The organism is Escherichia sp. TW09308 (assembly GCF_000208565.1).
GTDB lineage: Bacteria > Pseudomonadota > Gammaproteobacteria > Enterobacterales > Enterobacteriaceae > Escherichia > Escherichia marmotae.
Genome location: NZ_AEME01000001.1, coordinates 65,921 through 81,981 on the forward strand (window position 1 = coordinate 65,921; position 16,061 = coordinate 81,981).

At 51.8% G+C, this 16,061-nt stretch carries 20 protein-coding genes; 4 read left to right on the forward strand and 16 right to left on the reverse strand.

The genetic code is table 11. From position 1 onward, the window contains the following. Nucleotides 1-30 precede the first annotated feature (30 nt). Both ESM_RS0100375 and dgcQ read left to right on the forward strand, forming a co-directional pair. Nucleotides 31-213, forward strand: a complete 183-nt coding sequence (locus ESM_RS0100375) for a YodC family protein (protein ID WP_000011632.1) — start codon at nt 31-33, stop codon at nt 211-213. 192 nt (nt 214-405) lie between these two features. After that, nucleotides 406-2,100 (forward strand): cellulose biosynthesis regulator diguanylate cyclase DgcQ, encoded by a 1,695-nt coding sequence (gene dgcQ, locus ESM_RS0100380; protein WP_010375617.1) that lies wholly within the window; start codon nt 406-408, stop codon nt 2,098-2,100. Here dgcQ and ESM_RS0100385 read toward each other — a convergent pair. Both ESM_RS0100385 and yodD read right to left on the reverse strand, forming a co-directional pair. After that, the gene (locus tag ESM_RS0100385) at nt 2,097-2,912 is read right to left on the reverse strand and encodes a mannosyl-3-phosphoglycerate phosphatase-related protein (RefSeq protein ID WP_000949098.1); all 816 of its coding nucleotides are present in this window, start codon (nt 2,910-2,912) and stop codon (nt 2,097-2,099) included. The two genes, dgcQ and ESM_RS0100385, sit on opposite strands and share 4 nt — an antisense overlap. A 296-nt stretch (nt 2,913-3,208) precedes the next feature. Beyond that, nucleotides 3,209-3,436, reverse strand: coding sequence for a peroxide/acid resistance protein YodD (gene yodD, locus ESM_RS0100390; protein WP_001516578.1), 228 nt, complete (start codon nt 3,434-3,436; stop codon nt 3,209-3,211). 162 nt (nt 3,437-3,598) lie between these two features. Here yodD and dsrB point away from each other — a divergent pair, with 162 nt between their 5' ends. Continuing rightward, the gene (dsrB, locus tag ESM_RS0100395) at nt 3,599-3,787 is read left to right on the forward strand and encodes a protein DsrB (protein WP_000867217.1); all 189 of its coding nucleotides are present in this window, start codon (nt 3,599-3,601) and stop codon (nt 3,785-3,787) included. A gap of 43 nt (nt 3,788-3,830) precedes the next feature. On the opposite strand, the gene rcsA is transcribed toward dsrB, so the two are convergent. The 14 genes from rcsA to fliF form a co-directional block, all read right to left on the reverse strand. Continuing rightward, nucleotides 3,831-4,454: a transcriptional regulator RcsA gene (gene rcsA, locus ESM_RS0100400; RefSeq protein WP_000103995.1), complete on the reverse strand. Its 624-nt coding sequence runs from the start codon at nt 4,452-4,454 to the stop codon at nt 3,831-3,833. A gap of 289 nt (nt 4,455-4,743) precedes the next feature. Then, entirely contained in the window at nt 4,744-5,529 is a 786-nt protein-coding gene (gene fliR, locus ESM_RS0100405; RefSeq protein WP_000942323.1) for a flagellar biosynthetic protein FliR, read from the reverse strand. 8 nt (nt 5,530-5,537) lie between these two features. Beyond that, nucleotides 5,538-5,807 (reverse strand): flagellar biosynthesis protein FliQ, encoded by a 270-nt coding sequence (gene fliQ / locus ESM_RS0100410; RefSeq protein ID WP_000187358.1) that lies wholly within the window; start codon nt 5,805-5,807, stop codon nt 5,538-5,540. Nucleotides 5,808-5,817: 10 nt separating this feature from the next. Then, on the reverse strand, nt 5,818-6,555 hold the full coding sequence (gene fliP / locus ESM_RS0100415; RefSeq protein ID WP_001253435.1) for a flagellar type III secretion system pore protein FliP: 738 nt from the start codon (nt 6,553-6,555) through the stop codon (nt 5,818-5,820). Further along, a complete protein-coding gene (gene fliO, locus ESM_RS0100420; protein ID WP_001059112.1) occupies nt 6,555-6,920 on the reverse strand; it encodes a flagellar biosynthetic protein FliO in 366 nt (121 codons plus the stop codon). The genes fliP and fliO overlap by 1 nt, the downstream gene beginning before the upstream one ends. 2 nt (nt 6,921-6,922) lie before the next feature. After that, complete coding sequence (gene fliN, locus ESM_RS0100425; RefSeq protein WP_001281690.1) at nt 6,923-7,336, reverse strand: flagellar motor switch protein FliN; 414 nt, start codon at nt 7,334-7,336, stop codon at nt 6,923-6,925. After that, a complete protein-coding gene (gene fliM, locus ESM_RS0100430; protein ID WP_001516574.1) occupies nt 7,333-8,337 on the reverse strand; it encodes a flagellar motor switch protein FliM in 1,005 nt (334 codons plus the stop codon). Before fliM ends, fliN begins: the two co-directional genes overlap by 4 nt. 4 nt (nt 8,338-8,341) lie before the next feature. Further along, nucleotides 8,342-8,806, reverse strand: coding sequence for a flagellar basal body-associated protein FliL (gene fliL, locus ESM_RS0100435; protein WP_000133098.1), 465 nt, complete (start codon nt 8,804-8,806; stop codon nt 8,342-8,344). Between the two features lie 104 nt (nt 8,807-8,910). After that, the gene (locus tag ESM_RS0100440) at nt 8,911-10,038 is read right to left on the reverse strand and encodes a flagellar hook-length control protein FliK (protein ID WP_000620131.1); all 1,128 of its coding nucleotides are present in this window, start codon (nt 10,036-10,038) and stop codon (nt 8,911-8,913) included. After that, a complete protein-coding gene (fliJ, locus tag ESM_RS0100445) occupies nt 10,035-10,478 on the reverse strand; it encodes a flagellar export protein FliJ (protein WP_000807573.1) in 444 nt (147 codons plus the stop codon). Before fliJ ends, ESM_RS0100440 begins: the two co-directional genes overlap by 4 nt. 18 nt (nt 10,479-10,496) lie before the next feature. Beyond that, the gene (gene fliI / locus ESM_RS0100450) at nt 10,497-11,870 is read right to left on the reverse strand and encodes a flagellar protein export ATPase FliI (RefSeq protein ID WP_000213265.1); all 1,374 of its coding nucleotides are present in this window, start codon (nt 11,868-11,870) and stop codon (nt 10,497-10,499) included. Further along, entirely contained in the window at nt 11,870-12,556 is a 687-nt protein-coding gene (fliH, locus tag ESM_RS0100455) for a flagellar assembly protein FliH (protein ID WP_001282686.1), read from the reverse strand. Before fliH ends, fliI begins: the two co-directional genes overlap by 1 nt. Further along, nucleotides 12,549-13,544 carry a flagellar motor switch protein FliG gene (fliG, locus tag ESM_RS0100460; protein WP_000067961.1) on the reverse strand — a complete coding sequence of 332 codons (996 nt, stop codon included), beginning with the start codon at nt 13,542-13,544 and terminating at the stop codon, nt 12,549-12,551. The genes fliH and fliG overlap by 8 nt, the downstream gene beginning before the upstream one ends. Beyond that, nucleotides 13,537-15,195 (reverse strand): flagellar basal-body MS-ring/collar protein FliF, encoded by a 1,659-nt coding sequence (fliF, locus tag ESM_RS0100465; protein ID WP_000994476.1) that lies wholly within the window; start codon nt 15,193-15,195, stop codon nt 13,537-13,539. Before fliF ends, fliG begins: the two co-directional genes overlap by 8 nt. 214 nt (nt 15,196-15,409) lie before the next feature. Between fliF and fliE the strand changes: the two genes are divergently transcribed. Beyond that, entirely contained in the window at nt 15,410-15,724 is a 315-nt protein-coding gene (fliE, locus tag ESM_RS0100470) for a flagellar hook-basal body complex protein FliE (RefSeq protein ID WP_001274304.1), read from the forward strand. The last annotated feature ends 337 nt before the right edge of the window (nt 15,725-16,061 follow it).

Here is a 16,061-nt window from a genome sequence, read left to right on the forward strand (position 1 = left end):
ACAAGTTTCACTCGAAAAAAGGAGGCGAGTATGAGCTTTGTGGTGAGTGAGGAAGTAACGGTTAAAGAGGGCGGCCCGCGGATGATTGTTACCGGGTATTCCAGCGGCATGGTTGAGTGTCGCTGGTATGACGGTTACGGCGTCAAACGGGAAGCCTTTCATGAAACTGAGCTTGTTCCGGGGGAGAAGAGTCGTTCATCGGAAGAAGTTTAAAAGCGTATAATTAACACCAGGGCAGATAAGGCGTTCACGCCGTATCCGGCGATTGTGCCAACGTTGGCATTGAAAGCCTGATGCGACGCTGGCGCGTCTTATCATGCCTCGTTATAAAAATATTGTTGTTTGGCGGTACGCTATTGCCAGGTTATGCCAGAATCATAAGAAAGCAGGTTGGGAGTTGTCAGGGTGCTGCACGAGACAGAAATGGAAAACCAGAGCTGGCTGAAAAAACTCGCGCGCCGCCTGGGGCCTGGTCATGTCGTTAATCTCTGCTTTATTGTGGTGTTGATCTTCTCAACTTTACTCACATGGCGTGAAGTCGTCGTACTGGAAGATGCCTATATTTCAAGTCAGCGTAACCATCTGGAAAATGTTGCCAACGCGCTTGATAAACAACTGCAATATAACGTTGATAAGTTATTATTTTTGCGTAACGGGATGCGCGAAGCCCTCGTTGCGCCGCTCGATTTCACCTCTCTGCGCAATGCCGTTACCGAGTTCGAACAACGTCGCGATGAACATGCCTGGCAGATAGAACTCAACAGACGACGTACCCTGCCGGTAAATGGCGTCTCTGATGCGTTAGTCAGCGAGGGGGATCTGCTTTCTCGCGAAAATGAATCCCTGGACAACGAAATTACCGCCGCGCTGGAAGTCGGTTACTTGCTGCGACTGGCGCACAACTCCTCGTCGATGGTTGAACAGGCGATGTATGTCTCGCGCGCCGGATTTTACGTTTCTACGCAGCCGACGCTGTTTATGCGAAGTGTGCCCGGGCGTTACTACGAATTTGTCACCCAACCCTGGTTTATCGGTCATTCACAACGAGAAAACCGCCAACGTGCGGTGCGTTGGTTTACCTCTCAGCATGACCATAACAATGTTACTGAACCACAAGTCACTGTAAGCGTGCCGGTTGACAGCAATAATTACTGGTATGGCGTGCTGGGAATGAGTATTCCCGTGCGTTCAATGCAGCAATTTTTACAAAATGCTATCGATAAAAATCTCGACGGTGAATATCAACTCTACGACAGTAAACTGAAATTATTGACCTCTTCCAACCCGGAGAATCCTACCGAAGATCTCTTTGATCCTCGCGAACTGGCATCACTTGCGCAGGCCATTGAACACGATACGCGCGGTGGAATCCGGATGAACAGTCGCTATGTTAGCTGGGAACGGCTGGATCATTTTGACGGGGTATTAGTGCGAATCCATACGCTTAGCGAAGGTGTGCGTGGTGATTTCGGCAGTATCAGCATTGCATTAACCCTGTTGTGGGCGCTCTTCACAACCATGTTACTTATCTCCTGGTATGTGATTCGCCAGATGGTCAGCAATATGTTTGTCCTGCAAAGCTCGTTGCAATGGCAGGCGTGGCACGACACTTTAACCCGCCTGTATAACCGTGGCGCACTGTTCGAAAAAGCGCGTCCGCTGGCCAAAATGTGCCAGACACACAAACATCCTTTTTCTGTCATTCAGGTCGACCTTGACCATTTTAAAGCGATTAATGACCGCTTTGGTCACCAGGCGGGCGACTGTGTGTTGTCACATGCTGCCGGATTAATTAGTCGTTCATTACGACCCCAGTATGTTGCCGGACGGGTTGGTGGTGAGGAGTTTTGTGTGATTCTGCCTGGCGCCAGCCTGGAGCAGGCAAAAGAAGTTGCCGAACATATTCGTCTGAAGCTGAATGAAAAAGAGATGTTGATTGCCAAGAGCAAGACTATCCGCATCAGTGCTTCATTGGGGGTGAGCAGCAGTGAAGAAACCGGTGATTATGATTTTGAACAATTGCAATCGCTGGCCGATCGTCGGCTGTATCTCGCTAAACAAGCAGGACGTAATCGGGTCTGCGCCAGTGATACCCCTTAACGGACGGTAAAAAAGTGATCCAACCCCTCGCGCCAGCCATCAGGACCTTCTCGCTGCGTTCGCCAGACACGAGGCGGATCCTCATTTTGCAGATGAATGCCTTCCCGGTTTAGCCCTTTCACAATGACCGCGTAATCCATCACTTCCAGTAATGGCGCGTCATTTGGACCATCGCCTAAGCCAAGCGTCGTCGGACGTTCTCCGCCTGATTGTTGATATGCCGCGATGATCCAGTTGGCGGCCTGATCTTTTCCGGCAGAGGCGTCCAACACATGCCAGAAGCGAGCGCCCTGGACAAACTGCAACCCTAACTCGTTCAGGCGAGCGGTAAATTGCGTCATTTGCTCGTCACTGTCGCGCCAGATGAGCGTGACCGAGGCTTCATGCAATTGCGTCAGCGCCGCCTGGCTACGGCTTAATCCAGTCCATTCAGCAATGGTTGTCTCATCGACATCATCAAAAGTGGTGAATTTGAAATGTTCTTTCTCGCGTAACGTATTCAACACCAGACTGATTTCACTATGGGCAATACCCGAGATGATACGGGGGAAACCATCTATATCTTGCCATTGATGATCCAGTTGGATCACCGCTCCGTTTTCGGCAATCAGCGGCAACCCTTGCAGACCCAGGATTTTTTGCAAGTACAGCATTTCCGCCGACGTTTTACTGCTGCAGAGAATCACTGGAACGTCTGCTTCTCGTAAACGGTTTAGCCAGGGAGCGGCAGGCTGCCAGTCATAGCTATGACTGTCCAACAGGGTGCCATCGAGATCGGTGAAAATCAGCAGTGGTTGTTGAATTGAAAGCATGGTAGCGCATACTCCCTTTACCAGGATGTTTCTCAAAATAGCACGATTTGTATTTGATCATTTTTTGGGAGCGATCCCGCCCGTAGCAGAGGCCATAAGGGGTGACGAAAGTCACAATTTCATTCATTAGTGATATTAATCATTCATGCAAAGAATATTTCCTTGTCAGCGAAAAAAATTGCAGATAAGGTGATGAACACATCAGATTTCCTGGTGTAACGAATTTTTTAAGTGCTTCTTGCTTAAGCAAGTTTGATCCCGACCCCCACAAGGGCCGGGATTTTTTTATGTCGCATTTAGCGGTTTACTTCCGAGACGCTAAAGTCATGAATATCCAGTTCAAAGGCATCCGCTAATTCACGCCATGTATGGTATTCACGACCATCGATACTGACGTGTTCTGAATCACTCTGGCTGCGATGAACTTCGCTTTCGCTAATTTCATTGATCGCCGCCAGCAGGGCATCGACATCGACGCTGACCTCACGTTTTGCGGTATCGCTGTACTCTTTTGCGGTTTTCATCATCTTTCCTCGCAACCGTTACTCATTTGATGCTGCTGGCCGTGATACACGCCTGGCATCTTTTAAGTATAGACCGTCGAGAAAATCAGCACTCGCGCTCATCCGGCGCTGCCAGCAAAAAGAAATTGTTCTACACTGGCACAAAGCCACAGGAGGAAAATGATGAAGGTGAATGATCGGGTAACAGTCAAAACGGATGGCGGTCCGCGTCGTCCTGGCGTGGTACTGGCAGTTGAGGAGTTTAGTGAAGGCACAATGTACCTGGTTTCGCTGGAAGACTACCCGCTCGGCATCTGGTTCTTTAATGAGGCAGGGCATCAGGACGGTATCTTTGTGGAGAAAGCAGAGTAATTTCATTCAACCTGACTGGTGGGAAACCACCAGTCAGAATGTGTTAGCGCATGTTGACAAAAATACCATTAGTCACATTATCCGTCAGTCGGACGACATGATAGATAACCTGTTTATTATGCGTTTTGATCTTACGTTTAATATTGCCTTTATGCGATGAAACGGTCTTGGCTTTGATATTCATTTGGTCGGAGATCTGAATGGTTCCCTGACCAGCCATCCACATTCGCAACATACTCGATTCGGTTCGACTCAATGATAACGTCGGCATATTTAAAACAGTGGCCATTGTTGTCTCTTTTTTCAGAATATCGCCAAGGATATCATCGAGAGATTCCGGTTTAATTGATTTAGAACTAATCAATAAATTTTTTCTGACCAACAGATATTCATCAAAATGAACATTGGCAATTGCCATAAAAACGATAAATAACGTATTGGGATGTTGATTAATGATGTGCTTGATACGCTGACTGTTAGAAGCATCGTGGATAAAACAGTCCTCATTAATAAACACCACTGAAGGGCGCTGTGAATCACAAGCGATGGCAAGGTCATCAACGGTTTCGATGTCGTTGATTTCTCTTTTTTTAACCCCTCTACTCAACAGATACCCGGTCAAACCTAGCCGGGTGTAACTACATAAATCCATAATAATCGTTGACATGGCATACCCTCACTCAATGCGTAACGATAATTCCCCTTACCTGAATATTTCATCATGACTAAACGGAACAACAAGCATCACCTAATGCGGCACTCTCGCGATTTTTCAGGCGGACTTACTATCCCGTAAAGTTCTTTATAATTTGCCTGGAATTGTCTTAAAGTAAAGTAAATGTTGTGATATGTGAGTGAGACTAAAATAAATATTGCGCCAGCGGAGTATCCTGGAAGATGTAGCCTGATTTTATTTTTCGGATAATCCTTAGGATAACACGATAAACATTACGGAATCATATTGCTGGAAATTCGCTAATAATATCGGCAAGCAAATTAAAAATTTCACTGAATAAATGTTCGCAAAACGGAGCAATTAACGGCATTAATGCTGCCATTAATGAAATACCGACCGTCAGAGTTAATGGAAAACCGATAACGAAAATTGATAATTGCGGAGCCATACGATTAAGTAATCCCAGCGCCAGATTCAGTGTCAGCAGCAGAGTAATAATCGGTAATGCCAGCATCAATCCGTTGAGAAAAATTAAACTTCCTGCTTTGGTGAGCGCCAGAAACGCATTGTTGTTAAGCTGCTCGCCCCCAATAGGCAGAGTGTGAAACGTATCGACCAGCAGCGAAATCAACCATAAATGGCCGTTAAATGTCAGGAACAACAGCAGAGCCAGCATATCCATAATACGCGCCAGAACGGGCATATTAAGATGGCTGCCTGGATCGACGAATGTCGCAAATGAAAGCCCCATTTGCAGACCGATAATTTCTCCAGCAGTTCGCACAGCGGCAAAGGCAAATTGCATGGTAAACCCAAGGGCAATGCCAATCAGGATTTGCTGCACCGCCAGCCACAGGGCATGGAACGAAAAAACGGGAACATCGTTGGCTGGTAATGCCGGGGCAATAGCGAAAGTGATCATCATCGCGAGTCCCAGTTTCACCCGTTTCGGTATACTACGTTCGCTTAAAATGGGCGCGGTGGAGATCAGCGCCAGCACGCGCAGCAATGGCCAGAAATACAGACTTAACCAGGAAAGCCATTGTTCGCTTGTTACCTGCAACATAGCACGCGCTACCCGATGATATACGGCAGGTTAGTGAACAAGGTGCGGACGTAATCCAGCAACAGGTTGAGCATCCACGGCCCGGCAATAATAATGGCGATAAATACGGCGATGATTTTCGGAATAAACGATAGCGTCATTTCGTTAATCTGCGTGGCAGCCTGCAAAATGCTGATAATAAGGCCAGTCACCAGCGCCACCAGTAGCAGCGGGGCGGCCAGCGCCAGAGCGACTTTCATCGCTTCCGTCCCCATCATCATGACCGATTCAGGTGTCATTTTGCCCCCTCTAACTATAAAAGCTCTGCGCCAGCGAACCGACCAGCAATTGCCAGCCATCCACCAGCACAAACAGCATCAGTTTAAATGGTAGAGCAATGGTCGCGGGGGGCACCATCATCATCCCCAACGCCATCAACACGCTGGCGATCACCAGGTCGATAATCAGGAAAGGAATGAAAATCGTGAAGCCTATCTGGAATGCGGTTTTCAGCTCGCTGGTCACATAGGCCGGTAGCAAAATGCGCATCGGCACGGCTTCCGGTCCCGGCAAGGGGCTGGTATTTGCCAGTCTGGCAAACAACCCTAAATCTGCCTCGCGGGTCTGACGCAGCATAAACTCACGCAGCGGTTGCGCCCCTTTTTCCAGCGCCTCCTGCATTGAGATTTTCTCTTCGCTGAATGGCTGGTACGCATCGACATAAATTTTGTCGATAACCGGTGACATAATAAAAAAGGTCAAAAACAGCGCCAGTCCCAGCAATACCTGGTTGGGCGGGGCGGAGGGGGTTCCCAGCGCGTTACGCAGTAAACCAAAAACGATGATGATGCGAGTGAAACTGGTCATCATCAGTAAAATCGCCGGAATAAACGTCAGCGAGGTGATGAACACCAGCGTCTGCACCGGAAGCGACCAGCTTTGTCCTCCGCCAGGCAGCGGTTGGCTGGTGATGCCAGGCAGTTGCGCAAAGGCGAGGGGGCTGACCAGCCAGAGAAGAGCAGGAGCGACAGATAACAGACGACGCATCAGGATCTCCCGTTACGCTTGAGCAAATTTTTCATTAGCGACTGGAAATCGGCCTGTGGCATCTCTTCCGTTGGCGCAGAAGGGGGAAGTTTATGCAACAGATTGATTTGCCCTGCGGTGACGCCGAGTACCAGTCGTGCATCTTCCACATCGATCACCACTACCCGCTCGCGCGCGCCAAGTGAAGCGCTGGCGCTGACTCTTAACCCGCGGGCGTCGCTGCGTTTGGCGGCAAATCCCAGCCGTTTCACCAGCCACGCTGCAGCGAGAATCAGGACAATAATGGCAATTAATGCGCCACTCACCTGCAGGAGCGGCGCGGTGGAAACCGGCGTGGTTGGTTGCACGGTGGCGTGGTTATTCATCACTAACGGCTCAGGCGGCGCATCCGCTCAGACGGGGTAATGATATCGGTGATCCGCACGCCATATTTATCGGCAACGACCACAACTTCGCCCTGGGCGATTAAATAGCCATTGATCAGAATATCCAGCGGTTCGCCAGCCAGACCGTCCAGCGCCACCACTGATCCTTGCGTCAGGCGCAACAGCTCTTTGATAGTCATTCGTGTGCGACCCAGTTCGACGGTCAGTTTGACCGGAATATCCATAATCAGGTCGATATCCTGCAATGTTCCACTGACGTCGCCGCCACCAAGCTGTTGGAACACCGCCTCAGTGGCGCTTTTGCCGCTGGTTGATTTTTGTTCGCTCAACGCTTCAGCCCACAGATCGTCCATTGCGCCGTTGTTGTCATCGGCCGGATTATTCAAGTCACTCATTTGGGCTGTTCCTCGTTCAGAGAATTCAAAATCGGGTTAATCAAATGTTCTATCCGTAACGCATACTGGCCATTGATGGTGCCGTACTGGCTGGTCAGCACCGGAACGCCGTCAACGTGCGCGATGATACGATCGGGTTTTTCTATCGGCAGGACATCGCCGGGTTTCAGTTTCAAAATCTGCGACAGGCGCAGCGAAATATCGGCAAAGTTGGCGATCAACTCCAGTTGTGAATGCTGTACCTGACGCACCAGATTATCGCGCCAGTTCTGATCTTCATTACGCGAGTTTTCCAGTGGCGGGTTAACCAACAATTCCCGCAGCGGCTCGATCATGCTGAATGGCAGGCAGATATTAAATTCACCGGTCAGGTTGCCAATTTCGACATGAAAAGGCGTATTAACCACAATGTCGTTTGGTGAGGTGGTGATATTGGTAAATTTCACCTGCATTTCCGAACGTACATACTCGACTTCCAGCGGATTAATCGCCTTCCAGGCGTCGCTATAGCCTTCAAGCGCCAGCTTTAACATGCGGTTGATGACGCGCTGTTCGGTATGGGTAAACTCGCGACCTTCCACTTTGGTAGGGAACCGACCATCGCCGCCAAACAGGTTATCCACGGCAATAAATACCAGGCTTGGCGAGAACACCACCAGTCCTGTGCCGCGCAGCGGTTTCAGGTGGATAAGGTTAAGGTTGGTCGGCACCGGCAGGTTGCGGGCAAATTCATGATATGGCTGGATACGGATCGCCCCGACGGTGATGTCCGGGCTACGACGCAGCAGGTTAAACAGCCCCATGCGGAAATGTCGGGCAAAACGTTCATTAATGATTTCCAGCGCCTGCAAACGTTCGCGCACAACCCGTCGTTGCGTATTGGGATCGTAAGGCCGAATGTCATTGTCGCTGGTCACGCCGGAAGTCGGTTCGTCTTTGACCTCGCTGTCGCCATTCAACAGTGCATCAATTTCAGCTTGAGAAAGAATACTATCGCCCATGTCGTTATCGCAGAATAAAAGCGGTATACAGCACGTCGGTGACATCCTGTTTCGGTTGCCCGGCAACAAGCGGGGTGGAGAGTATGGCTTTAATCGCGGCAATCAGCTTTTGCTTGCCTTCTTCGGTTGCCAGCACGGCGGCATCCTGACGCGAAAACAGTAACAGCAAGCGACTACGAACTTCCGGCAAATACTCGCTCAGGCGCGAACGGGTGGTTTCATCTTTTAGTCGCAGAGTAATACCGATATAAAGCACACGATCCGCATCGCCCAGGTTGACCGTAAAAGTGTCCAGTGCGTAGAAGACCGGTGAGGGCATGACATGTTGCTGCGCATTGTCGTCAGTCGCCGCCTGATGCGAGTGCCAGTAGCTGTACCCCGCGCTGGCGCAGGCCGCGAGAGTAATGAATACCAGAATCGGGAACCAAAGCGATCGCTTGCTTTTCTTGCTTATCGCGTAATCAGTCATGTGTTGCGGTCTTCCTGTGTCGCTACTGCTTATCGGCTAATTATCCTGTGTCTTGATCGCGACAAAGCGGGGAAAAGACGCAGATTAAGGGGTTACCTCTGACGTTAGGCGAAAATATCAACGCCACTGTTGCCTGCTACACGCCCTCGTAAAGAGGCAGAAATTGGCAGTGCATCGTCATCTTCGCCAGCCTGGCGTTCATGGTTTATTGTGCGCTGGCCTTGCTGTTGCTGAGACGCCGCCTGTTGCTGACCGCTAGAACTTTCGCCGCTGATATTGCTCTGCCCCAACTGAATACCGCTTTCTGCCAGTTGTGTACGCAGTACCGGAAGAGCCGCTTCCAGGGCGGCGCGCACGTGCTGATGCGGCGAAACCATCTGGATTTGCGCCTGGTTGTCATCCACTTTGAGGGAGATGTGCACTTCACCTAAATCCTGCGGGTGCAAACGCAATTCAGCGCTTTGTTGCCCCTGACGGGTAAACAGTGAAATATGTTGGCTTAAGGATTGTTGCCATTCATGGGAACCCAGCGGGGCACTCAAAACAGGCGCTGCGACGGTGGGCAGAGGCTGCGTCTGGTGTGGAGTGATTAGCGGGCTGGCAGCAGCAGTCACTGGCGAAGGTGTGCTGATGACTTCCGCTTTGCTCTGGGCTTCAGCTACCAGCGGTGTTAATGGCTGGACTGACGCTTCAGCGGTGTCGCCAGGCTGTGCTGTTGTGCGTTGCGCAGAAGTCAGTTTTGTGGGGTGTGCTGGCTTTTCTGTCGGTAACACGGTTGATGGTGTGTCAGTTACTTTGGGCGTATTGTCAAAACCCGGCAACATTGCGAAAAGGGCGCTCAGGCTGGCCGCGGCGTCTTCATTAAGATCATCCGCTTTTTCGTCTTTTGCCGTGTCTTTGTCTGGCACCGCAGCCAGCGTAATCGCCTGAGCGGTGATTAATGGTGTTGATGTGGATTGTTCGTCGTTGATGACGGGCTGTGTTCCATCCACAGAGATCCGTAAATCCGGTTGTTGCGCGTCGTTCTGAATATCGCTGACCAGCGGCTCGACTTTGATGACAAGTTTATCTGTCGCCACCAACAATGGGGGCGTAGATTTGTTGTTTGTTGTCTCGCCTGCTAATGCTCCGCTCAACAAAACGAGAAAATCTTGTGCGCTATCGGTGGCTTTACCGCCGGACAGCGTGGTGGTGTCAACGTCAGCGGTAATCAAGGGCGCTAAGCGAATCATTCTGGTTTCCTCATGGCGGCGCGCTGGGCAAACTCATCCATCTTTTTCTGGTCGAGGCGGTTTTCTGCTAACAGTGCCGCCGTGGATTGCCGTTCCTGCAGTGTCTGCCAGGCCTGCAAACGTTGTTTCTTTTCCCGCCAGTTATTCAGGGCAACATCAACTTTCTGTGTCCACTGTGTAAGTTGCTGGTGGTGCTGAGTAATGGCTTTTTCCAGCGTCTGGATAAATTGCTGATAATTAATCCAGCGATTGCTGGTCATTCCTGCACTCATATCGCTATTCAGGTTGTTACGATATTCATTCTGATAATCGATCAGCATTTTGAGTTGCTCTTCTGCCTGCTGGCATCCGCGACGCATTTCACCCAACAGTCGTGCGGCGTTATCCACCTCTTTTTCTGCCAGATCTTTCAGGGTCGCCAGTGCGCCATGTTCTGCCATCTGCTGTTATCTCCTGAGTTATGACACCGTTGGGAAAATGTGCTCCAGCCCCTGGAGAGAGTCTTCCCAGTCCGCGCGTTCAAAAATGCCTTGTTGCAAATAGCCCTCAAGCTGCGGCCATAAGGCGATGGCTTTATCGAGCATGGGATCGCTGCCTTTGGCATAAGCACCAACGCTGACCAGGTCGCGGTTGCGCTGAAAACTCGACAACAACTGTTTGAATGTGCGCACCCGCGCGTAATGTTGCTCGCTGATCAGTGCTGTCATTGCACGGCTGATTGACGCTTCAATATCAATTGCCGGATAGTGTCCGGCTTCCGCCAGACGACGAGACAGTACGATGTGCCCGTCGAGGATCGCCCGCGCGGAGTCGGCAATCGGATCTTGCTGATCATCACCTTCGGTGAGCACGGTATAAAAAGCGGTAATCGAGCCGCCGCCGCTGATGCCGTTTCCGGCACGCTCGACCAACGCCGGTAGTTTGGCGAATACCGATGGAGGATAGCCTTTGGTGGCAGGCGGTTCGCCAATCGCCAGCGCAATTTCACGCTGAGCCATCGCGTAGCGGGTGAGGGAATCCATAATTAGCAACACATGCTGACCCCGATCGCGAAAATCTTCGGCAATGCGCGTGGCATAGGCGGCACCTTGCATTCGCAGGAGCGGAGAAACATCGGCTGGTGCGGCAATCACCACCGAGCGCGCACGCCCTTCAGCACCGAGGATATTCTCAATAAAATCTTTTACTTCGCGTCCACGTTCACCAATTAAACCAACGACAATCACATCTGCACGGGTGTAACGCGCCATCATCCCCAGCAACACACTTTTGCCGACGCCGGAACCGGCAAACAGCCCCATACGCTGCCCGCGTCCGACGGTAAGCAGGGCATTGATTGGACGCACGCCCGTATCCAGCACGTGCTCAATCGGCGTACGTTGCAATGGGTTAAACGGCGGGGTAATTAATGCACCGGTTTCAGTCGTATCGGGAGAGGGCTGGCCGTCGAGTGGTTTACCGCTACCGTCCAGAACGCGACCTAACAACGCCGGACCGAGCGGTAATTGCTTGCCGCTTTGCAACCCTTGTGGGGAGATGTTTTTGGCATAAACGCGTGCGCCAGGCAGTACACCTTCCACTTCCTCCAGCGGCATTAAAAACAGCCGTTGACCGTTAAAGCCAACCACTTCGCTTTCCACTTCGTGAGTTTCAGCGCCGTTCTGGCGTTCAATCACACAGGTTGCGCCGAGCGGTAGTTGTAATCCGGTGGCTTCCAGCACCAGCCCGGTGGCGCGGGTTAATCGCCCGTAGCGGCGTACCGCAGGAAGTTGCGCAATTTTGGCTTCAAAGCTATCCAGCGAGGTTAACCAGCGTGTCAGGCGAGTGGTCATCACACCACTCCAGGTGCTGCCAGACGGCAGAGTTCTTGCCAACGGGTGGCGACACTGGCATCGAGATCGCCTTCATCGGCAGAGACTTTACAACCGCCGGGATGCAGAGTTGGATCGCCGCGCAACCGCCAGCCGTGCAGGCTTAACGTTGCGCCAAGCATCTCATCGACGCGTTGCAGGTCATCCGGATGCACGCGTAACTGTGGTTTGCCGCTGAATAACGGTTCCTGCTGTAGCAACTGCTGGATCTGTTTGATCAGTGCCTGGCTGTCCACCGTGGGCGTCTGACCGATCACCTGACGCGCCGCCTCCAGAGCCATTTGCATCAGCCGCGAAGCTATCACGCTATCCAGCGCGTCAAGGGTGGTCTGGAATTCGCTGACCAGTTGCTGCATCCGCGCATGAATCGGTGCTTGCTGAGATTTCGCCTGCACCAGTCCTTGTTCCAGCCCCTGTGCCAGACCCTCCTGATAGCCTTGTTCATGGCCTGTCTGGCGACCTTCGGCAATCCCCGCCTGATAACCTTGCTCGTGAGCCTGCATTTGCAGTTGTGCCAGTTGTTGTTCAAGGCTGGGTTCGATCTCTTCAGTGACGGTTTCTTCCGGCTCCATCAGCGGCACAAACTCTGCCTGTGGCGGCGCAAGATCGTCAGGCGTCCAGGTTTTCCACGGCAGGTTATCAGACATAGGTGTCCTCGCCGCTGCCAATCACCATTTCGCCAGTTTCGGCAAGGCGGCGCACAATCAGCAGAATCGCTTTCTGCTCGTTCTCCACCTGCGACAAACGTACCGGACCACGGTTGGCGAGGTCGTCGCGCAGGATATCGGCGGCGCGTTGCGACATATTGCGCAGGAACTTCTCGCGCAGTGGCTGTTCGGCACCTTTCAGGGCGATCAGCAGCGATTCGGAATCCACTTCCTGCAACAGACGCTGGATACTGCGATCGTCGACATCCACCAGATTTTCGAACAGGAACATTTCGTCGATGATTTTCTGCGCCAGCTCACCGTCAAATTCACGCACGGCGGTAATAACCGCCTCTTCCTGCTGGGTTTTCATCAGGTTGATAATTTCGGCTGCTGTTCTCACGCCGCCCATTTTGCTGCGTTTGAGATTCTGACCGTCGAGCAGACCATTCAGCACTTCGGTCAGTTCCGCCAGCGCGGCAGGCTGTACACCGCCAAAGGTGGCGATACGCAGCATCACGTCGTGACGCAGACGTTCATCGAACAACGCCAGAATATCGGCGGCCTGGGCGCGCTTCAGATGTACCAGAATGGTGGCGATAATCTGTGGATGTTCATCGCGAATAAGATCGGCGGCACTCTGCGGCTCCATGAAGTTGAGCGTTTCTATGCCGCTGGCGGTGTCGCGGGTTTCGAGAATATCTTCCAGCAGGCTGGCGGCACGCTCTTCGCCCAGCGCTTTCACCAGCACCGAACGCAGATAATCGTTGGCGTTAATATTCAGGGCGGCGAACTGTTCAGCTTCTTGTTCAAACTCCGCCAGCACTTCAGTTAACTGTTTATTGGAGATCTGCGTGACATTTGCCATCGCTGCGCTCAGGGTTTGCACTTCGCGCTGGGAGAGGTGCTTGAACACTTCAGCCGCCCGATCTTCGCCAATGGTCATTAGCAAGATGACGCTTTTATCGGTGCCTGTCAGGTTACTCATGATCGTTATTTATCCACTGGCGAATGACCAGCGCTACTACGCGCGGATCGTTATCAGACATGTCACGGATACGCTGGCTCATTACTTCCGCTCCCAGACGTTGGTTAGCACGGCGTTGCTGCAATTGTTCGTCTTTGCTGAGGCGTACTTCCACCGCATCTTCCACTTCCTGGCGAGCCTGTGGCTGCTGTTGTACGGCGCTCACCGCCTCGGCGCGGCGTGTTAACTGCGGGCGTACCGCTTTACGCCACAGCAGCCACGCCACCAGTAGCACCAGCAACCAGCGTCCGGCAGCCAGCAGTTGATCGATAAACACTTGTTGTTGCCAGAACGGCAGTTCTCCACCGCTTTCGTCACCGCTGTTGAAGGGGGAGTTGACGACATTGAGTGAATCGCCGCGCTTTTCAGAAAAGCCCATCGCCTCGCGGGTCAGATCTTCAATCTGCTTCATCTGTTCGGCGCTCAGTGGCAGCGGTTTACCATCCGGCAGCGTTTTGTAATTCACCACGACGGCGACCGACAAACGTTGCACGTCGCCTACGTTCATTTTGGTATGACGAATAGTGCGATCGACTTCGTAGTTGCTGGTTTCATTACGCTGGGTGCTGCGCGGGCCGCTATTACTGGTGGTGCTTGTTTGTTGCTGACGGTTGTTTTGATTTGCCGGAGGCGTACTGATTGGCGCGTTATTGGCAGGCGCGGGCTGATTCGATAATGCGCCAGGCACGCCGCCAGGGTAACCGGAACCGCTTTGTTCGCTCTCATTCAGTTGACGGGAACGGAGCGCCGCCTGTGACGCATTGCCATTAGGGCGATACTGTTCTTCGGTTTGCTCTTTACTGGCGAAATCCAGTTGTGCCGTCACCTGAGCGTGAATATTGCCGTTGCCGACAACTGGTGACAGGATCGCTTCAATACGCCGCTGAATGCGACCTTCGACATCACTGGCATATTTTAACTGGACGTCATTAAGATCGCGCCCGCTGGTGCTGGACTGGGTTAACAGATGCCCACCCTGATCCACCAGCGTGACGTTACCCGGTGGCAATCCGGCTACCGCACTGGAAACCAGATGCACAATGGCACTGATTTGCCCTTCATCCAGCGCGCGACCAGGTAAAAGATTTACCGTCACTGATGCCGAAGGGGATTTTTGTTCACGGACAAATAAAGACGGTTTCGGCATCGCCAGATGCACGCGCGCTCCTTTTACCGGGCCGATAGTTTCGATGGTACGGGAAAGTTCACCTTCCAGCGCTCGCTGATAATTCACCTGTTCGCTGAACTGGCTGATACCAAACTTTTCCTGATCGAGCAGTTCAAAACCGACCGCGCCGCCTTTAGGCAAGCCTTGCTGTGCCAGACGCAGACGTAGCTCGTGAACTTTATCTGCCGGAACTTCAATCGCGCCGCTGGCTTCGCTGAAGCGGTAAGGAATATTCATTTGTGTCAGTTGGCTGACGATCGCACCGCCATCCTGATCGGAAAGATTGCTGAATAACGTGCGGTAATCAGGGGCTTTTGCCCACAGAATTAACGCGACCATCACTGCAACCGCCGCGGAGGCAGCAACAACCAAAGGTATTTTCGGATTTGCGCGCAGGCGATTAAGCCACTCAAGAGATTTTGTCTGGGCTGCAGTCGCATTCATCGCGCACCTCGTGGCAGATGATAGACAGCGGTATTGGCAAAGTGGAACAAGACGCACTCCCGGGTCAGCAAACTCGAAAAATTAACGGCCTCATTATTTGTGGTTTTATTTTTTTCTATGCGCCAATTAACCCATTTTTTTGTCTCTATTTAGCGCCTTTATCTTATTGACTTACTGGTAGGCTCTGCTACCAAGAATTGTCCGGGAGATGAATATGTCAGCGATACAGGGGATTGAAGGGGTTATCAGCCAGTTACAGGCCACGGCGATGAGTGCGCGTGCGCAGGGGACTCTGCCGCAACCGACCATCAGTTTTGCCGGACAGCTTCATGCTGCGCTCGATCGCATTAGCGATACGCAAACCACCGCCCGCACACAGGCAGAAAAATTTACCCTCGGTGAACCCGGCGTAGCGCTAAACGATGTGATGACCGAGATGCAAAAAGCGTCGGTTTCGATGCAAATGGGGATTCAGGTGCGTAATAAGCTGGTGGCAGCGTATCAGGAAGTGATGTCCATGCAGGTGTAGGTTTTGTAACCTGTTGACTATGAGAGTGAAAAGAAGCGCGGCTGTCGGATTGGAGCCGCGGGACAAGGTCCAAAATTATCTAAGAGTTGTTGAATTTCCCAGCTTCTGTTGAAGCATATGCATCTTACTAATAACTAAAAAAGGTTTAAACTAAAAAATTAACCGTATTTTTAGGTAAGTCTTACCGACATATCCTCACCGCATTCAGACGGTTAAAGAAGCCGTATTTAGCGCGTAAACAGGGCGCGGGGGTGTCCCTTATGCCAGCAGATTCAATCGGGTGGGAAGACTCCGGGTCATATTTCATGTGGCAGGAACAGCGTCATAGACAGCCTCT